The 14,662-nt window shown below is 40.6% G+C and carries 19 protein-coding genes; 16 read left to right on the top strand and 3 right to left on the bottom strand.

Annotated elements, in window-relative coordinates; genetic code table 11:
* The first annotated feature begins 144 nt into the window (after positions 1–144).
* On the top strand, positions 145–777 hold the full coding sequence (locus QM424_RS07555; protein WP_414393997.1) for a DJ-1/PfpI family protein: 633 nt from the start codon (positions 145–147) through the stop codon (positions 775–777).
* Between the two features lie 196 nt (positions 778–973).
* A complete protein-coding gene (gene dnaJ / locus QM424_RS07560) occupies positions 974–2,110 on the top strand; it encodes a molecular chaperone DnaJ (RefSeq protein WP_414393999.1) in 1,137 nt (378 codons plus the stop codon).
* Between the two features lie 400 nt (positions 2,111–2,510).
* On the opposite strand, the gene QM424_RS07565 is transcribed toward dnaJ, so the two are convergent.
* Entirely contained in the window at positions 2,511–2,798 is a 288-nt protein-coding gene (locus QM424_RS07565; RefSeq protein WP_414394001.1) for a hypothetical protein, read from the bottom strand.
* Between the two features lie 9 nt (positions 2,799–2,807).
* Positions 2,808–3,218: an HIT family protein gene (locus QM424_RS07570; RefSeq protein WP_414394003.1), complete on the bottom strand. Its 411-nt coding sequence runs from the start codon at positions 3,216–3,218 to the stop codon at positions 2,808–2,810.
* Positions 3,219–3,285: 67 nt separating this feature from the next.
* On the opposite strand from QM424_RS07570, the gene QM424_RS07575 reads away from it, so the two are divergent.
* Complete coding sequence (locus tag QM424_RS07575) at positions 3,286–4,017, top strand: ABC transporter ATP-binding protein (RefSeq protein WP_000889954.1); 732 nt, start codon at positions 3,286–3,288, stop codon at positions 4,015–4,017.
* Entirely contained in the window at positions 4,014–5,063 is a 1,050-nt protein-coding gene (locus tag QM424_RS07580; protein ID WP_414394005.1) for an ABC transporter permease, read from the top strand. The genes QM424_RS07575 and QM424_RS07580 overlap by 4 nt, the downstream gene beginning before the upstream one ends.
* A gap of 62 nt (positions 5,064–5,125) precedes the next feature.
* Here the strand turns inward: QM424_RS07580 and QM424_RS07585 are convergent, their stop codons facing one another.
* Positions 5,126–5,455 (bottom strand): helicase BlpT, encoded by a 330-nt coding sequence (locus QM424_RS07585; protein WP_414394008.1) that lies wholly within the window; start codon positions 5,453–5,455, stop codon positions 5,126–5,128.
* Positions 5,456–5,750: 295 nt separating this feature from the next.
* Here QM424_RS07585 and QM424_RS07590 point away from each other — a divergent pair, with 295 nt between their 5' ends.
* The 12 genes from QM424_RS07590 (at position 5,751) to nusA (ending at position 14,662) form a co-directional block, all read left to right on the top strand.
* Positions 5,751–6,488, top strand: coding sequence for a response regulator transcription factor (locus QM424_RS07590; RefSeq protein WP_049546811.1), 738 nt, complete (start codon positions 5,751–5,753; stop codon positions 6,486–6,488).
* Positions 6,489–6,501: 13 nt separating this feature from the next.
* On the top strand, positions 6,502–7,851 hold the full coding sequence (locus QM424_RS07595) for a sensor histidine kinase (RefSeq protein WP_033676237.1): 1,350 nt from the start codon (positions 6,502–6,504) through the stop codon (positions 7,849–7,851).
* A gap of 68 nt (positions 7,852–7,919) precedes the next feature.
* A complete protein-coding gene (locus QM424_RS07600) occupies positions 7,920–8,276 on the top strand; it encodes a hypothetical protein (RefSeq protein WP_414394011.1) in 357 nt (118 codons plus the stop codon).
* A 466-nt stretch (positions 8,277–8,742) separates the two neighbouring features.
* Positions 8,743–9,147, top strand: a complete 405-nt coding sequence (locus QM424_RS07605) for an immunity protein (protein WP_164226411.1) — start codon at positions 8,743–8,745, stop codon at positions 9,145–9,147.
* Between the two features lie 82 nt (positions 9,148–9,229).
* The gene (locus QM424_RS07610; protein ID WP_414394013.1) at positions 9,230–9,613 is read left to right on the top strand and encodes an immunity protein; all 384 of its coding nucleotides are present in this window, start codon (positions 9,230–9,232) and stop codon (positions 9,611–9,613) included.
* Positions 9,614–9,664: 51 nt separating this feature from the next.
* Positions 9,665–10,354, top strand: a complete 690-nt coding sequence (locus QM424_RS07615; protein ID WP_414394015.1) for a CPBP family intramembrane glutamic endopeptidase — start codon at positions 9,665–9,667, stop codon at positions 10,352–10,354.
* 41 nt (positions 10,355–10,395) lie between these two features.
* The gene (blpZ, locus tag QM424_RS07620; protein WP_285300353.1) at positions 10,396–10,644 is read left to right on the top strand and encodes an immunity protein BlpZ; all 249 of its coding nucleotides are present in this window, start codon (positions 10,396–10,398) and stop codon (positions 10,642–10,644) included.
* A gap of 30 nt (positions 10,645–10,674) precedes the next feature.
* Positions 10,675–11,286 (top strand): CPBP family intramembrane glutamic endopeptidase, encoded by a 612-nt coding sequence (locus QM424_RS07625; RefSeq protein WP_285300354.1) that lies wholly within the window; start codon positions 10,675–10,677, stop codon positions 11,284–11,286.
* A gap of 163 nt (positions 11,287–11,449) precedes the next feature.
* A complete protein-coding gene (gene ccrZ, locus QM424_RS07630) occupies positions 11,450–12,244 on the top strand; it encodes a cell cycle regulator CcrZ (RefSeq protein WP_000363005.1) in 795 nt (264 codons plus the stop codon).
* A complete protein-coding gene (trmB, locus tag QM424_RS07635; protein ID WP_001266094.1) occupies positions 12,241–12,876 on the top strand; it encodes a tRNA (guanosine(46)-N7)-methyltransferase TrmB in 636 nt (211 codons plus the stop codon). The genes ccrZ and trmB overlap by 4 nt, the downstream gene beginning before the upstream one ends.
* A 126-nt stretch (positions 12,877–13,002) precedes the next feature.
* Entirely contained in the window at positions 13,003–13,482 is a 480-nt protein-coding gene (gene rimP / locus QM424_RS07640; RefSeq protein ID WP_414394079.1) for a ribosome maturation factor RimP, read from the top strand.
* Positions 13,483–13,525: 43 nt separating this feature from the next.
* The gene (gene nusA, locus QM424_RS07645; protein WP_414394018.1) at positions 13,526–14,662 is read left to right on the top strand and encodes a transcription termination factor NusA; all 1,137 of its coding nucleotides are present in this window, start codon (positions 13,526–13,528) and stop codon (positions 14,660–14,662) included.

The raw sequence follows: 14,662 nt of genomic DNA on the forward strand, positions 1-14,662 counted from the left end.
TTTGTCTTTTTCACCAAGAGGTTAGGGAGTGCTCGATTTAGCATTACTAGTTTGATTTTTAAAACTCGAACGTCGTAATGATAGGAAGAAATCCAGAGGTTGCAACCCAGCCTCTGTTTTTCGATAAAATAGAGGATGTTGCGTATGAAAAAAGTGCTTTGTATCATTTATCCTAATTTTTCTCTTTATGAGATAACCACTTTAACGAGTACTTTAGCTCTGTCTTTTGATATCACGATTGATTATGTAGCTTCTGAGAATTCGATGGTGGTCTCTGAGGATGGTTTGTCCTGTCAACCGACGAAAACATTGGATCAGATCCGTATAGAAGATTATTCTTGTGTGATTTTGCCAGGAATGGTAAATATAGGTCCTGCTCTACAAGATGAGAAATTGATCTCGTTTTTGAGAAGTCTTAATGAGCAAGATATCCTAATTGCAGCCATTTCTTCAGCGCCCCTTTTATTGGCGAAAGCAGGCTTGTTGAACGACACGAAATTTACAGGTGGAATTTGGCAAAACTTCTTTGACTGTTTTGAATTTCTTCTACGTGAGAATTTCCAACCGAAAGTTCTTGTCCAAGATAAACAAATCATTACGGCTATCGGTTTTGCACATCAAGAGTTTGCAAGAAAAGTGATTTTCGGTTTAGGGTTGGAAGAGAATACGGACAACTATTTTAAAGAACAGAACGAGTATGCTGAAGAGGATTTGATATTTACTCTATCAGATGAAGAGTTTAATCAAGTGAAGCAGAGTATAGAAAACAGCCTCTAAAGATTTACATAAAAATTATAGAAAGGAACAAGGGTGTTCGTAACTGAACACGGGTTCCCAAATTTCTTACTCAATATAACAGAAAGGAATTGAACCCGACCTAAATTCGCGGAAAAAAGATAAATCTGCCTAGGAGCATCGCTCCGGCGTCAGATTTCCTATTTTTCAGTCGAATTTTACGGTCTTGGTATCTTGTATGAACAATACTGAATTTTATGATCGTCTGGGGGTGTCCAAAAACGCTTCGGCAGACGAGATCAAAAAGGCTTATCGTAAGCTTTCCAAAAAATACCACCCAGATATCAATAAGGAGCCTGGTGCTGAGGAAAAGTACAAGGAAGTTCAAGAAGCCTATGAGACTTTGAGTGACGACCAAAAACGTGCAGCCTACGACCAATATGGTGCTGCGGGTGCCAACGGTGGCTTTGGTGGTGCTGGTGGTTTCGGCGGTTTCAATGGGGCAGGTGGCTTCGGTGGTTTTGAGGACATCTTCTCAAGTTTCTTCGGCGGAGGTGGTGCTTCACGCAATCCAAATGCCCCTCGCCAAGGGGATGACCTCCAGTATCGTGTGAACTTGACCTTTGAAGAAGCTATCTTCGGTACAGAGAAGGAAGTTAAGTACAACCGAGAAGCAAGCTGTCGTACATGTAATGGCTCAGGTGCTAAACCAGGAACAAGTCCAGTCACTTGTGGACGCTGTCATGGCGCTGGTGTTATTAACGTCGATACGCAGACTCCGCTTGGTATGATGCGTCGCCAAGTAACCTGTGATGTCTGTCACGGTCGTGGAAAAGAAATCAAAGATCCATGTACAACTTGTCACGGAACAGGGCATGAAAAACAAGCGCATAGCGTACATGTCAAAATTCCTGCTGGTGTGGAAACTGGTCAACAAATTCGCCTAGCTGGTCAAGGTGAAGCTGGATTTAACGGTGGACCTTATGGTGACTTGTATGTAGTGGTTTCTGTGGAAGCCAGCGACAAGTTTGAACGTGAAGGAACCACTATTTTCTACAATCTCAACCTTAACTTTGTCCAAGCAGCTCTTGGTGATACAGTTGATATACCGACTGTTCACGGTGATGTTGAATTGGTTATCCCAGAGGGAACTCAGACTGGTAAGAAATTCCGCCTACGTGGCAAGGGAGCTCCGAGTCTTCGTGGTGGTGCAGTTGGTGACCAATACGTTACCGTTAATGTCGTAACACCGACAGGCTTGAACGACCGTCAAAAAGCAGCTTTGAAAGAATTCGCAGCTGCTGGTGATTTAAAAGTCAATCCAAAGAAAAAGGGATTCTTTGACCATATTAAAGATGCTTTTGAAGGAGAATAAAGCAAAAAGAGCCGAGTGGCTCTTTTTTGTTTATAGATTTTTTAAGACTTTCCTTAAGTAATGACGGACGGTAGCGACCTTCTTCGAAGTTCCATACCTAAACTTTGAGCCTAGGTCTCAAAGTTTCCGGACACCTGAAACCAAGCTGTTTCAGGTGTTTTTCATTACAGCGGAAAGTCTTCGATTTAGTTGTGAAATGGTGAATAATACTCTTCAAAAATCTCTTCAAACCACGTCAGCGTCGGCTTGTCTACAACCTCAAAACCGTGTTTTGAGCACCCTGCGACTAGCTTTCTAGTTTGCTCTTTGATTTTTATTGAGTATGAGTTGCCTAAATTATGATGCATAGTTGATGGGATATAACTTGTTTACCTTTTAAAAAAGAGCCGACTGGCTCTTTTTACTTATCTTCAATTTCCTGTGTTTCTTTAATCACAGCTAGTCTAGTCTGGATATCCTTTTCCAAGACTTTAAACTTGTAAGTCAGGTCTTCTTGGTATTCCTTGATGAGTTCTTTTTGCTGGTCGATGATTTGTAGGCTGTTTTGGATAATATCCACATCATCCTTGATAGCTTGAACGCGGTCAGTGGTATTCAAGACTTCATTTGTGATGGCTTGGCGATTTTTTGTGACCAGATAACTTCCGGCTGCAGCTCCTGCAAATAGCAGTAAGTTGGATAATTTCATGGCAACTCCTTAGGCATTTTTGATGGTTTCAGCGACTTGAGCAAGTTTGTCAAAGTCTGGTTCGTGGGCGATAAAATCAATCTTGAGGTCATCGTCTGCACTGTAGCGAGGCACAAGGTGAACGTGGGTATGAAAGACAGTTTGCCCTGCGATTTCTTCACAGTTGGCAATGATATTCATACCAGCAGCCTTGGTAGCTTTCATGACTTTTTGAGCTATTTTTGGTACTTGGGCAAAGAGTTGGCTGGCGCTAGTAGCATCCATTTCTAAAAGATTGCGATAGTGTTCTTTTGGTACGACCAAGGTATGTCCTGGTGTCACTTGAGAGATATCAAGAAAGGCAAGAACCTGCTCATCTTCATATACTTTTGAAGCAGGAATTTCCCCTGCGATGATTTTACAAAAAATGCAATCTGACATAAAATCTACCTCTACTGTATTGAATTTTGATATAATATAGCTACATTATACCAGATTTGGAGAAAATATGTTAGAAATTAAAAACCTGACAGGCGGTTATGTCCATGTCCCTGTCTTGAAAGATGTGTCTTTTACCGTTGAAAGTGGACAGCTGGTCGGTTTGATTGGTCTCAATGGTGCTGGTAAATCGACGACTATTAATGAGATTATCGGTCTGTTGACACCTTATAGTGGTTCTATCAATATCAATGGCTTAACCCTGCAAGAAGATGCAACGAGCTACCGCAAGCAAATTGGCTACATTCCTGAGACACCTAGCTTGTATGAGGAATTGACTCTCAGAGAGCATATCGAAACGGTTGCTATGGCTTATGGTATTGAGCAGAAAGTGGCTTTTGATCGAGTAGAACCTTTGTTAAAAATGTTCCGTCTGGACCAGAAATTAGACTGGTTCCCTGTTCATTTTTCAAAAGGGATGAAGCAGAAGGTCATGATTATCTGTGCTTTTGTGGTGGATCCGAGTCTTTTCATCGTGGATGAACCTTTCCTTGGTCTTGATCCGTTGGCGATTGCGGACTTGATTCAGCTTTTGGAAGTGGAAAAGCAAAAGGGCAAGTCCATTCTCATGAGTACCCACGTGCTGGATTCGGCGGAGAAGATGTGTGATGCCTTTGTCATTCTCCACAAGGGTGAGGTGCGTGCTAAGGGAAATCTTCTGCAACTGCGCGAAGCCTTTGACATGCCTGAGGCTAGTTTGAATGATATTTACTTGGCTCTGACCAAAGAGGAGGAGCTATGAAAGACTTGTTTTTAAACAGAAAGCAGGCTTTTCGTAAGGAGTGTGTCGGTTATCTGCGCTATGTTCTTAATGACCACTTTGTCTTGTTCCTGCTTGTCCTGCTGGGCTTTCTAGCCTACCAGTACAGTCAACTCTTGCAACATTTTCCTGAAAATCATTGGACTATTCTTTTGTTTGTAGGAATTACGTCTGTTTTACTTTTGCTTTGGGGTGGAATTGCCACCTATATGGAGGCTCCAGACAAGCTCTTTCTCTTGGTCGGAGAGGAGGAAATCAAGCTTCATCTCAAGCGTCAAACTGGCGTTTCCCTAGTCTTTTGGCTCTTTGTCCAGACCCTTTTCTTGCTGTTATTTGCGCCCTTATTTTTAGCCATGGGTTATGGCTTGCCTGTTTTTCTGGTCTATGTGCTTTTATTGGGGGTAGGAAAATATTTCCTCTTTCGTCAAAAGGTCAGCAAATTTTTCACTGAAAATAGACTGGACTGGGACTATGTTATTTCCCAAGAAAGCAAGCGTAAGCAAGTCTTGCTTCGTTTCTTTGCCCTCTTTACGCAGGTAAAGGGAATTTCAAACAGCGTCAAGCGTCGTGCCTATCTGGACTTTATCCTAAAGGCTGTTCAGAAGGTGCCTGGAAAGATTTGGCAAAATCTCTATCTGCGTTCTTATCTGCGAAATGGAGATCTATTTGCCCTCAGTCTCCGTCTGCTCTTACTTTCCTTGCTGGCGCAGGTATTTATCGAGCAAGCTTGGATTGCGACAGCAGTGGTAGTTCTCTTTAACTACCTCTTGCTCTTCCAGTTGCTGGCCCTCTATCATGCCTTTGACTACCAGTATTTGACCCAACTCTTCCCGCTGGACAAGGGGCAGAAGGAAAAAGGCTTGCAGGCGGTAGTCCGAGGATTGACCAGTTTGGTCTTAGTAGTGGAATTAATCGTAGGGGTGATTACTTTCCAAGAAAAACTGGCCCTTCTAGCCTTGCTGGGAGCTGGTTTGGCTTTACAAGTCTTGTATCTGCCCTATCAGATGAAACGTCAGATGCAGGACTAAAACGTACTTATATGATATTAAAAAAGAAGTTGAGTTCAGTCTAGCTCAGCTTCTTTTATTTTCTACAAGATAATGGTTGGCCCATAGAGACTTAACTTGGTCTTGACTTGGTCAAAGTGGAAACGGTCATAGGACCGCCAAGCGGCGCGAGTTGGAGCATCTGGATCAAGAGCGCTGAGTCCCATGAGAAGACTGGAAGTCTGGTAAAATTTTTCCAGTTCAATCAAGACTCGATTATCCACTGTTTCAGCCTTGGCTAGAAAACCAAGAATAGAGTCTAATTGCTCCTGAAAGCGGACGTCGTCAGCGGTTGCCTGTCTGCATGCTTGGTAGGCTTTGTTTAAGTCAGTAATCAAAGTCTGAGCTCTTTTGATAGGGTCTGCATCTGTCATGAGAATTCCTCCTCTAATCTGGGTGCTAGTCTTGTTTCTAGCAACTGTGTTTTGATATTGTCAGTTTATCACTTTTATCTCCTTTTTTACCATAAAATCTTTAATTGCCCTTGAAATTTCCTGAATGGTACTGTTAAGATTTTATGATAAAATAGTGGTAAGATTATCATGCTTATTTGAGGAACAAGACACCTTTCAGGAGCGTTGAAGGCCTGTTTAGGATTTGGTGGGCTTGTATCATGGTATTTTTGCTATTCTCTTTTTAGGAAGAAATTGAAACAAGGGGAGTAAGAAGATGAGAATATTTGTTTTAGAAGATGATTTTTCCCAACAGACTAGGATTGAAACGACGATTGAGAAACTCTTGAAGGAACATCATATCACTCCCAGCTCTTTTGAGGTCTTTGGCAAACCAGACCAACTGCTGGCAGAGGTACATGAGAAGGGGGCGCATCAGCTATTCTTTTTGGATATTGAGATTCGAAATGAGGAGATGAAGGGGCTGGAAGTGGCTAGAAAGATTCGGGATCGGGATCCTTATGCCTTGATAGTCTTTGTGACGACTCACTCAGAGTTTATGCCCCTGTCCTTTCGCTACCAAGTGTCAGCTTTGGACTACATTGATAAGGCCCTTTCGGCAGAGGAATTTGAATCTCGTATCGAGACAGCCCTCCTCTATGCCAATAGTCAAGATAGTAAAAGTCTGGCGGAAGATTGCTTTTACTTTAAATCAAAATTTGCCCAATTCCAGTATCCTTTTAAAGAGGTTTATTATCTCGAAACGTCGCCCAGAGCCCATCGTGTTATTCTCTATACTAAGACGGATAGGCTGGAATTTACAGCGAGTTTAGAGGAGGTTTTCAAGCAGGAACCCCGTCTCTTGCAGTGCCACCGCTCTTTTCTCATCAATCCTGCCAATGTAGTTCGTTTGGATAAGAAAGAAAAACTCCTTTTCTTTCCCAATGGTGGAAGCTGTATGATAGCGCGTTATAAGGTCAGGGAAGTGTCTGAAGCTATTAATAACTTGCACTAGGTGAGGAGAATTTATGTATATTTTTTGGATGATATTGTATTCACTAGCTATTATTGGGCTAGAAATTATCATGTTCTTTAAGGTAGATGGAATTAGTTTCACTATAGATAAAATTTTTAAGGGCTTTCTTCTAAAATTTCTTCTAGCAGCAATTGTTACAACTTTTAATTATTTAGTCTTGACTGACTATCTGTCATACTTTATAGAACCCTTGTTCGGCCTCAGCTTGTCTTTCTTATTGTTAAGAGGGCTTTCTAAAAGACTCCTTTTCTTTTATGGTCTCTTTCCAATTGTATTGATGGATATCTTTTACAGAAGTGTTTCCTATTTTGTGTTTCCGTTTTTGGGGCAAGGGATTGTAGATGGAGATGGGAATCCTCTATTTTTGTTGATTATGATATTCGTTTACTCCATAGTATTAGTCTTTTTGAAATGGTTGGACTATGATTTCACTAGCTTGAGAAAGGAGATTCTCGATAAAAGTTTTCAAAAGTCTCTGACTACGATTAACTGGATAATGGGGGCCTACTTTCTAGTCATGGAAAATCTGTCTTACTTTGAATATGCATACGATATCCAATCAAAGACTGTTCGCCATCTGATCCTAGTCTTTTACTTGCTCTTTTTTATGGGGATTATCAAGAAATTGGATACCTATTTGAAGGACAAACTTCATGAGAGACTGGACCAAGAGCAGGTCTTGCGCTACAGAGATATGGAACGCTATAGTCGGCATATAGAGGAACTTTACAAGGAAGTGCGGAGTTTTCGCCATGACTACACCAACCTCTTAACCAGCTTACGTCTGGGCATTGAAGAGGAGGATATGGAGCAGATAAAAGAGGTCTACGACTCGGTCTTAAAGGATTCTAGTCAGAAATTGCAGGACAACAAATATGACCTTGGCAGATTGGTAAATATTCGGGACCGTGCCCTCAAAAGTCTTCTAGCAGGGAAATTTCTAAAAGCTAGAGATAAGAAGATTGTCTTTAATGTCGAAGTTCCTGAGGAGATTCAGGTCGAGGGGATGAGTCTACTTGATTTTCTAACCATTGTGTCCATCCTTTGTGACAATGCTATTGAAGCCAGTGCAGAGGCCAGTCAACCTCATGTTTCAATCGCCTTTTTAAAAAATGGAGCACAGGAGACCTTTATCATTGAAAATTCCATCAAAGAAGAGGGCATAGATATTTCTGAGATTTTCTCCTTTGGAGCCAGTTCTAAAGGGGAAGAGAGAGGAGTTGGTCTCTATACCGTTATGAAGATTGTGGAAAGCCATCCTAATACCAGTCTAAATACCACCTGTCAAAATCAAGTCTTTCGTCAGGTTTTAACAGTTCACTCGATGTCAGTTGATGATTAGAAGATTTGTGGAAAGAAGTACTGCCCAAAGTCATCAATTAAAATACTATAGTATGCGAGGTATATTAAATGAATAAGAAATCCTTTTTTATCATCTGTTCTACGTTGATCATAGCATCGAATCTTCTCATGATTTCCGTGGTGAACAAGGGAGAAGAAACGGGGGGCAATCTGTTTGTGATTGCTATAGCCTGTGTTATGTTACCAGTCTTTTTATATGCAGTTGAAAACCAACTGACTTCATTGATAAGAGTAGAATCAATACTCCTGATTCAGTTGGCAGTTATATCTCTACTCCGTCTTGTCAACAGAATAGGGAGTACGCCTGAAATTCTCAACATTATCATTACCCTTATCGCTTTGGCAAGTGGAACAGCTGCTATCCTTGTTGCAATCATGAGAATCTATCAGAACAGACGGAAGTAAGGGTAAATCGCTTTCGATTATTGTTAAATTTCCTTAGGGCAAGTATGTTTTTCATGCTTGCTTTTTAAATTTTTTACAATTCAAGATGTTTTGATGACCATTTATGATTTGAGTAATCCAAGGTCAAAATGAGTGCTATACTAACAGTGTAAAGGTTCTTGCTCAACTAATACTCTTCGAAAATCAAATTCAAACTACGTCAGCGTTGCCTTGCCGTACTCAAGTACAGCCTGCGGCTAGCTTCCTAGTTTGCTCTTTGATTTTCATTGAGTATAAGATAAAGCATACATTTAGGAGGATATCTTATGAAGAGAAAAATACTTATCATTTTCATCTTGTATCTGATTATGTCCATCTTTCTTTATCCGCTTAGGGAGAGTATTTGGTATCAGTTATTTTATACCATAGCCTATATGATTGCGGTTGTGATCTATGTTGCTTTAACTAAAAAGAAAGGAGCAAATAAATGAAAACTTTTCTTGCTAAAAAACGGAACATCTTTCTTGCGAGATTGTTCCTAGGTCAGTTGCCCTTGCTTGTCTCCACTTATCTATTTCTATCTCGTCAGTTTTTAAATTTTTCCTTGGTTTTCCAATTTCTTTTAGTGGTTATTAACTTGGCCTCTATTTTGGTTACTGTTTACCTCACTAGGGAAATGAGGATAAGAGAATTTGAAGATGATGATTTGGTTAGTCCTAGAACCAATCAACTCATGTATATCGGCTTGACAGGCTTTATGTCTATTATTTGTTTGTATAGAGGTATCACAGCAGGAGAATTCTACCAACAATTAATTGCCTATATTGGCGCTATTCTCTGCTTGCTTATCATGCTTCTACTTATTTGGGGCTTGAAGTATTATAAAAAGTAGCTTGCCTTCCTCTTTTATCAGGATATTTGAGTAGAAGGCTCTATTAAAAAGTTCGTGAAATAAATGAATGGAGGTATTTAAAATGAAATATAGATTATTTCTTGTTATTTTCTTGAGTAGTGTGTTGAATATTCTTTTAGGGAAATTTTTACAAATCTCTAATGTATCGATTGGGTGGATTGTTCTCTACAGTGGATTATTTGAAGCAGGCGTTTTCCTTCTTGCTAATAAAGGGGTGGCGGTAAAAATCAAGGAAGTAGACATTCAAAACCGCTTTAAATTTATTTTTGGAAAAACCTTATGGTTTCAAATTCTTTTGCTCATCTTTTTGATGGTCAAACTTTATCTTGGTTTGGATGTGAGATTGATTTTATTCTATGGCCATATTTTCATTGTCTTTAATGCCTTAATGTATCTATTATCTAGTAGTCAGGTCAATCTTAAAAAGAACAAACTGTCTTCTTAATCTTACAGCAGTAGAGTCTGACAAGAGGAGGTCATAGTAGGGAGGGTTTCTATGAAAAAACACTCTATTCTTTTTAAAACGAGTGCCATTCTTTCTTATTTGTTTCTGTTTTTCGGATTGTTTTGGACAACCCAATTTTGGAGAAATTATTGGGAGTTCTCGTCTTGGGTAGGAAATCTTATCTGGATTCGAAACATCATCAGCCTTCTCTTTATCGCCTTGATGATTTGGATTTTGATCAGGTCGGGTCATGCTTATCTCTTTCGTATCCCTAGGAAAAAGTGGTTGAGCTATTCTGTTCTGACAGTGTTAGCAGCCATTGTGCTTATCTGCTTTAACTATCTGACAGCTAAACACGTTCAGGGAACCAATGAAGGGTGGAATTTGTTTATTGCTTATAGTGAGACAAATTTTGCGGAGTTTGGTGTTTATCTGACCTTAATCGTACTAGGACCTCTGATGGAAGAATTGGTATGTAGGGGATTGCTTCAACATGCCTTCTTTAAGGATTCGAGATGGGGGCTGGATCTTCTCTTTCCGTCATTCTTATTTGCCTTGCCCCACTTTTCTAGCTTGCCAAGTCTCGCAGATATTTTTGTCTATACGGCAGTGGGATGTCTATTTGCCTGTCTAACACGTTATACGAAGAGTATCTATCCTTCTTATTCGATTTATATTGTTAATAATATCATCGCAAACTTACCATTTTTGCTCACTTTTCTACATAGGGTCTTGGGGTAAAAAAACCAAAGGCTTGCTTTTCAGCCATAGAGGAGGTCATCATGTATAAACGCTTATTTTTCCTAGATTCCAAAACCTTAGACTGGTTGACACCTTATATTCTAGTCTTGGCTTCTGACACCATTGCCTTTAATGTTTTTGTGCTAACCTTTGTATCTGTTGTGGCCTTTTATTTCCTAAACCCCATGCTATCTTTAATGGCTATCTTTTTAGGGGGTGGTTATGTGGTCGGATTTTGGTTACTCAAATGGTTTGTTTTGGAAAGGTTAGAGCTAAAGGATGACGTGTAGGGAAGTCTGTTTGGTGAGGAGGATAGTTTTATGGAGTTTTTTGATAAATTTCATGCCTTGTGCTTTGGATTTTTAGTACTACTAATCGTCATTACAGTTCCTTATACGATTAACCACGGGGATTTTTTTCAAAATGAATCTGAATTGATTATTGTAAGTCTTCTAGTAACCTCGCTGAGTGTTGCTTATGCTAGAAAGTTTGAAATGATTTCTTTTGGGATGTTAAGCAAGAAACAACTTTTGCTTTTCATTGCAATCTTTCTTCTAAGTGTGCTTGAGACGCTGGTTTATATTCATTTCTTCGCTGTTTCTTCTGGCGCGGGAGTTCAACACTTGGCGGAAGTCAGCAGAGGAATTTCCCTGTCTTTGATTTTGACTACCTCAGTTTTTGGACCAATCCAGGAGGAACTCATTTTCAGAGGACTTCTTCAAGGTGCGGTTTTTGACAATTCTTGGTTAGGGCTTGTGCTAACTTCCTCTCTCTTTTCTTTCATGCATGGACCTTCTAATGTCCCTTCGTTTATTTTTTATCTACTTGGGGGCTTGTTGCTGGGCTTTGCTTATAAAAAGAGCCAAAACTTATGGGTTTCTACTCTAGTCCACATGTTTTACAACAGTTGGCCACTCTTATATTATTTATAAAAATTATGAAAAGGTAAGCAGAAGACGGTGCTTACCTTTTTCTTTCTATAAATTATAACCCAAACCACCCCAGAGGCTTTTCTTTGAGAATCAGGTGTGGAGCGGTTGACGAATAGGCCAAAAACTAGTAGAATAGTAAGGAAACTTTATACGGAGGAAAGAAATGGATTTGGGTGATAATGAGCTAACACTGACTCCCATACCTGGGAAAAGTGGTAAGGCTTATATGGGTAGCTATCCTGATGGGAAGCGTATCTTTGTAAAAATGAACACCTCTCCAATCCTACCTGGTCTAGCTAGAGAACAAATTGCTCCACAATTATTATGGAGTCGCCGTTTGGCAGATGGGCGTGATATGTGTGCTCAAGAATGGTTGACAGGCAAGATATTGACCCCCTATGATATGAATCGTAAACAAATCGTCAATATCTTAACCCGTCTTCATCGCTCACGTCCGTTGATGACACAGTTGAGTCGGTTGGGATATGCCATGGAAACACCTGTAGATTTACTACAGTCTTGGCAAGAAACGGCTCCAGATGCTTTGCGTAAAAATCATTTTATCAGTGAAGTGATGGCTGATTTACGTCAGACTATTCCAGGATTTAGAGAGGACTATGCGACCATTGTCCATGGAGATGTACGACATAGTAATTGGATTGAGACAGATAGTGGCTTGATTTATTTGGTAGATTGGGATTCGGTTCGCTTGACCGACCGCATGTTTGACGTGGCTCACATGCTCTGCCATTATATTCCAGAACATCAGTGGAAGGAATGGTTGACCTACTACGGTTACAAGTACAATCAAACGGTATTAAATAAATTGTATTGGTACGGTCAATTGTCTTACTTGAGCCAGATTTCCAAGTATTATATGAACCAAGATTTAGAAAATGTCAATCGGGAGATTCATGGCTTGCGTCACTTCCGAGACAAGTATGGAAAGAGAAGATGAGAGTTAGAAATCGTAAAGGGGCGACAGAATTACTAGAGGCAAATCCCCAGTATGTGGTCCTCAATCCCTTGGAAGCCAAGGGGAAATGGCGGGACTTGTTTGGCAATGACAACCCCATTCATGTGGAAGTTGGAAGTGGAAAGGGTGCCTTTGTTTCAGGTATGGCCAAGCAAAACCCTGACATCAACTATATCGGGATTGATATTCAAAAGTCTGTTTTGAGCTACGCTTTGGACAAGGTGCTTGAAGTTGGAGTACCTAATATCAAGCTCTTGTGGGTAGATGGTTCTGACTTGACTGACTACTTTGAAGACGGTGAGATTGATCGTTTGTATCTGAACTTTTCAGATCCTTGGCCGAAAAAACGCCATGAAAAGCGTCGTTTGACCTACAAGACCTTCTTGGATACCTTCAAGCGTATCTTGCCTGAAAATGGAGAAATTCATTTCAAGACGGATAACCGTGGCTTGTTTGAGTACAGCCTAGTGAGCTTTTCTCAGTATGGCATGAAGCTCAACGGTGTCTGGCTAGATTTGCATGCCAGTGATTTTGAAGGCAATGTCATGACAGAATACGAGCAAAAATTCTCCAATAAGGGGCAAGTTATCTACCGAGTTGAGGCAGAATTTTAAGAAATAGCCTGAAATCAGGCTGTATAAGTGCTTTTGCTTTACATAAGTTGGCAAACGTGCTATACTAATAGTAAGAATATGAGAAAGAGAGGCGGGGAAATATCTTCGCCTCTTGCTTATGAGGAGGTGGACGCAATCGCAACAATCGTAGAATTAGTCAGAGAAGTTGTAGAACCTGTCATTCAATCACCTTTCGAGCTCGTGGATATCGAGTATGGAAAGATTGGCAGTGACATGATTCTCAGTATTTTTGTAGATAAACCTGAAGGAATTACCTTGAATGACACGGCGGACTTGACAGAAATGATCAGTCCTGTCCTAGATACCATCAAGCCAGATCCCTTCCCAGAACAATATTTCCTAGAAATCACCAGTCCAGGCTTGGAACGTCCTTTGAAAACCAAGGATGCCGTTGCTGGAGCGGTTGGGAAATACATCCATGTCGGGCTCTACCAAGCCATCGATAAGCAAAAGGTCTTTGAAGGAACCTTGTTGGCCTTCGAAGAGGACGAGTTGACTATGGAATATATAGACAAGACGCGTAAGAAAACTGTCCAAATTCCATACAGTTTAGTATCAAAAGCACGTTTAGCAGTTAAATTATAGAAAAAGAAAGGATAGCTTTTGAGGATTCAAAAGTGAAGAAAACATGAGTAAAGAAATGCTAGAGGCCTTCCGCATTTTGGAAGAAGACAAGGGAATCAAAAAAGAAGATATCATCGACGCAGTAGTAGAGTCGCTTCGTTCCGCTTATCGCAGACGCTATGGTCAATCAGACAGCGTAGCTATTGACTTCAACGAAAAAACAGGTGATTTTACCGTTTATACTGTCCGTGAAGTGGTTGATGAAGTATTTGATAGCCGTTTGGAAATCAGTTTGAAAGATGCTCTTGCCATTAATTCAGCCTATGAACTTGGTGATAAAATCAAGTTTGAAGAAGCACCTGCTGAGTTTGGTCGTGTAGCAGCCCAATCTGCCAAACAAACCATCATGGAAAAAATGCGCAAGCAAACACGTGCCATCACCTACAATACTTACAAAGAACATGAGCAAGAAATCATGTCTGGTACAGTAGAACGCTTTGACAACCGCTTCATCTATGTCAACCTTGGAAGCATCGAAGCCCAATTGTCAAAACAAGACCAAATCCCTGGAGAAGTCTTTTCTTCTCATGATCGTATCGAAGTTTATGTCTATAAGGTTGAAGACAACCCTCGCGGTGTCAACGTCTTTGTTAGCCGTAGTCATCCAGAAATGATCAAACGCTTGATGGAGCAAGAAATTCCAGAAGTTTATGACGGAACGGTTGAAATCATGAGCGTGGCTCGTGAAGCTGGTGACCGTACTAAGGTTGCCGTTCGCAGTCATAATCCAAACGTGGACGCTATCGGTACAATCGTTGGACGCGGTGGTGCTAACATCAAGAAGATTACTAGCAAATTCCACCCAGCTCGCTACGATGCCAAGAGCGACCGTATGGTGCCAATCGAAGAAAATATCGATGTTATCGAGTGGGTAGCAGATCCAGCTGAATTTATCTATAATGCCATCGCTCCTGCTGAAGTTGACCAAGTTATCTTTGACGAAAACGACAGCAAGCGTGCCTTGGTCGTTGTGCCAGATAACAAGCTTTCTCTTGCGATCGGTCGTCGTGGACAAAACGTTCGTTTGGCAGCTCATTTGACAGGATATCGTATCGATATCAAGTCTGCTAGCGAATTTGAAGCCATGGAAGAAGCTGGTTCGGTAGATTTGGAAGCAGAAAACGATACTGTAGAAGAATAA

The sequence above is a fragment of the Streptococcus mitis genome (assembly GCF_047464945.1).
Classification (GTDB): Bacteria; Bacillota; Bacilli; order Lactobacillales; family Streptococcaceae; genus Streptococcus; species Streptococcus mitis_EA.

Coding starts and splice junctions, on each gene's coding strand:
- QM424_RS07580 (WP_414394005.1), top strand. CDS start 4,014: ATGAAAGACTTGTTTTTAAACAGAAAGCAGGCTTTTCGTAAGGAGTGT.
- QM424_RS07610 (WP_414394013.1), top strand. CDS start 9,230: ATGAAATATAGATTATTTCTTGTTATTTTCTTGAGTAGTGTGTTGAAT.
- QM424_RS07625 (WP_285300354.1), top strand. CDS start 10,675: ATGGAGTTTTTTGATAAATTTCATGCCTTGTGCTTTGGATTTTTAGTA.
- ccrZ (WP_000363005.1), top strand. CDS start 11,450: ATGGATTTGGGTGATAATGAGCTAACACTGACTCCCATACCTGGGAAA.
- QM424_RS07570 (WP_414394003.1), bottom strand. CDS start 3,218: ATGTCAGATTGCATTTTTTGTAAAATCATCGCAGGGGAAATTCCTGCT.
- dnaJ (WP_414393999.1), top strand. CDS start 974: ATGAACAATACTGAATTTTATGATCGTCTGGGGGTGTCCAAAAACGCT.
- QM424_RS07565 (WP_414394001.1), bottom strand. CDS start 2,798: ATGAAATTATCCAACTTACTGCTATTTGCAGGAGCTGCAGCCGGAAGT.
- QM424_RS07590 (WP_049546811.1), top strand. CDS start 5,751: ATGAGAATATTTGTTTTAGAAGATGATTTTTCCCAACAGACTAGGATT.
- blpZ (WP_285300353.1), top strand. CDS start 10,396: ATGTATAAACGCTTATTTTTCCTAGATTCCAAAACCTTAGACTGGTTG.
- nusA (WP_414394018.1), top strand. CDS start 13,526: ATGAGTAAAGAAATGCTAGAGGCCTTCCGCATTTTGGAAGAAGACAAG.
- QM424_RS07615 (WP_414394015.1), top strand. CDS start 9,665: ATGAAAAAACACTCTATTCTTTTTAAAACGAGTGCCATTCTTTCTTAT.
- QM424_RS07600 (WP_414394011.1), top strand. CDS start 7,920: ATGAATAAGAAATCCTTTTTTATCATCTGTTCTACGTTGATCATAGCA.
- QM424_RS07575 (WP_000889954.1), top strand. CDS start 3,286: ATGTTAGAAATTAAAAACCTGACAGGCGGTTATGTCCATGTCCCTGTC.
- trmB (WP_001266094.1), top strand. CDS start 12,241: ATGAGAGTTAGAAATCGTAAAGGGGCGACAGAATTACTAGAGGCAAAT.
- QM424_RS07605 (WP_164226411.1), top strand. CDS start 8,743: ATGAAAACTTTTCTTGCTAAAAAACGGAACATCTTTCTTGCGAGATTG.
- QM424_RS07555 (WP_414393997.1), top strand. CDS start 145: ATGAAAAAAGTGCTTTGTATCATTTATCCTAATTTTTCTCTTTATGAG.
- QM424_RS07595 (WP_033676237.1), top strand. CDS start 6,502: ATGTATATTTTTTGGATGATATTGTATTCACTAGCTATTATTGGGCTA.
- QM424_RS07585 (WP_414394008.1), bottom strand. CDS start 5,455: ATGACAGATGCAGACCCTATCAAAAGAGCTCAGACTTTGATTACTGAC.